Genomic DNA, 1,571 nt, shown 5'->3' on the forward strand with positions numbered 1-1,571 from the left:
GGATGAATTAATAGAAGATGTACGAAAAAAGGTGAGAAAATAAAAAAAAGAGGCCGCAGCCTCTTTTTTTAAGCCCATTGTTTTGATAAATGAGCCATTTCGATCGCAGCAACTGCTGATTCATAGCCTTTATTGCCAGCTTTTGTACCTGCACGTTCAATCGCTTGTTCAATTGTTTCTGTCGTTAATACACCGAAAATAACTGGAATGTCCGTTTGTAGTGATAAAGATGCAACACCTTTTGCTACTTCATTACAAACGTAATCGTAATGCGTTGTAGCACCGCGAATTACTGTACCTAATGTAATAACAGCATCATATTTTCCGCTATTTGCCATCTTTTTAGCGATTAAAGGAATTTCAAATGCACCAGGAACCCATGCAACATCAATAGCATTCTCTTCTACACCGTGACGCTTTAATCCATCTAAAGCTCCGCCAAGTAACTTACTTGTAATAAACTCATTAAAACGTCCAACAACAACCCCAACTTTTAATCCTGTACCAACTAAATGACCTTCGAATACCATAATGTATCTCTCCCTTAATTATAAGTTTAGTAAATGTCCTAATTTGCTTACTTTCGTTTGTAAATACGTTTTATTTTCTTCTTTTGTTGGCATTTGCAACGGTACACGCTCGGTTACTTTTAAATCGTAACCTTGTAAGCCAGCAATTTTTCGTGGATTATTCGTTAATAATCGTAAACTTTGTAAGCCTAAATCTTTTAAAATTTGAGCGCCAATACCGTAATCACGAAGATCAGCTGGGAACCCAAGTTTTTCATTTGCTTCTACAGTATCTAACCCTTCTTCTTGTAACTTATAAGCGCGAAGCTTATTCAGAAGGCCAATGCCTCGTCCTTCTTGTCTCATATAGAGAAGAACGCCTTTTCCTTCACGCTCAATTTGAGCAAGTGCAGCATGTAGCTGTGGTCCACAATCACAGCGGAATGAACCAAATACATCTCCTGTTAAGCATTCTGAATGAACGCGTACAAGTACAGGTTCGCCTGTTGAAATATCACCTTTTACGAGCGCGATATGTTCTTTCATATCTAATGAGTTAGAATAGCCAATTGCATGAAAAGTACCGAAATCTATAGGTAATGTAATTTCCACTTCTCTCGTCACAAGTGTTTCGTGATGGCGGCGATAAGCAATTAAATCTTCAATTGTAATCATTTTTATATCAAATTGTTTTGCACACTGTATTAAATCAGGTACACGTGCCATCGTCCCATCTTCATTTATAATCTCGCAAATGACGCCAGCTGGCTCAGTTCCGCAAAGTTTTGCTAAATCAACAGCAGCTTCTGTATGACCTGCGCGGCGAAGGACGCCACCTTCTTTCGCAATTAATGGAAAGATATGTCCAGGGCGGTTAAAATCAGTTCCTTTAGATGCGGGATTTAATAATTCCTGTATTGTTGTAGCACGCTCATGAGCACTAATGCCTGTTGTTGTAGAAACGTGATCGATGCTTACTGTAAAAGCAGTATGATGTGAATCCGTATTATGAGAAACCATTGGTTCTAACTGTAGACGCTCTGCGTATTGCTCCGTAATCGG

The 1,571-nt window shown here is 38.8% G+C and carries 2 protein-coding genes; both read right to left on the reverse strand.

The genetic code is table 11. The features are described from left to right. Window positions 1–68: 68 nt before the first annotated feature. Window positions 69–530: a 6,7-dimethyl-8-ribityllumazine synthase gene (gene ribH, locus AC1DTM_RS25800; protein ID WP_002160590.1), complete on the reverse strand. Its 462-nt coding sequence runs from the start codon at window positions 528–530 to the stop codon at window positions 69–71. Window positions 531–548: 18 nt separating this feature from the next. Further along, a partial coding sequence (locus AC1DTM_RS25805) for a bifunctional 3,4-dihydroxy-2-butanone-4-phosphate synthase/GTP cyclohydrolase II (protein ID WP_477001219.1) occupies window positions 549–1,571 on the reverse strand: 1,023 nt, incomplete at its 5' end.

The sequence above is a fragment of the Bacillus sp. P4_D3 genome (assembly GCF_056401855.1).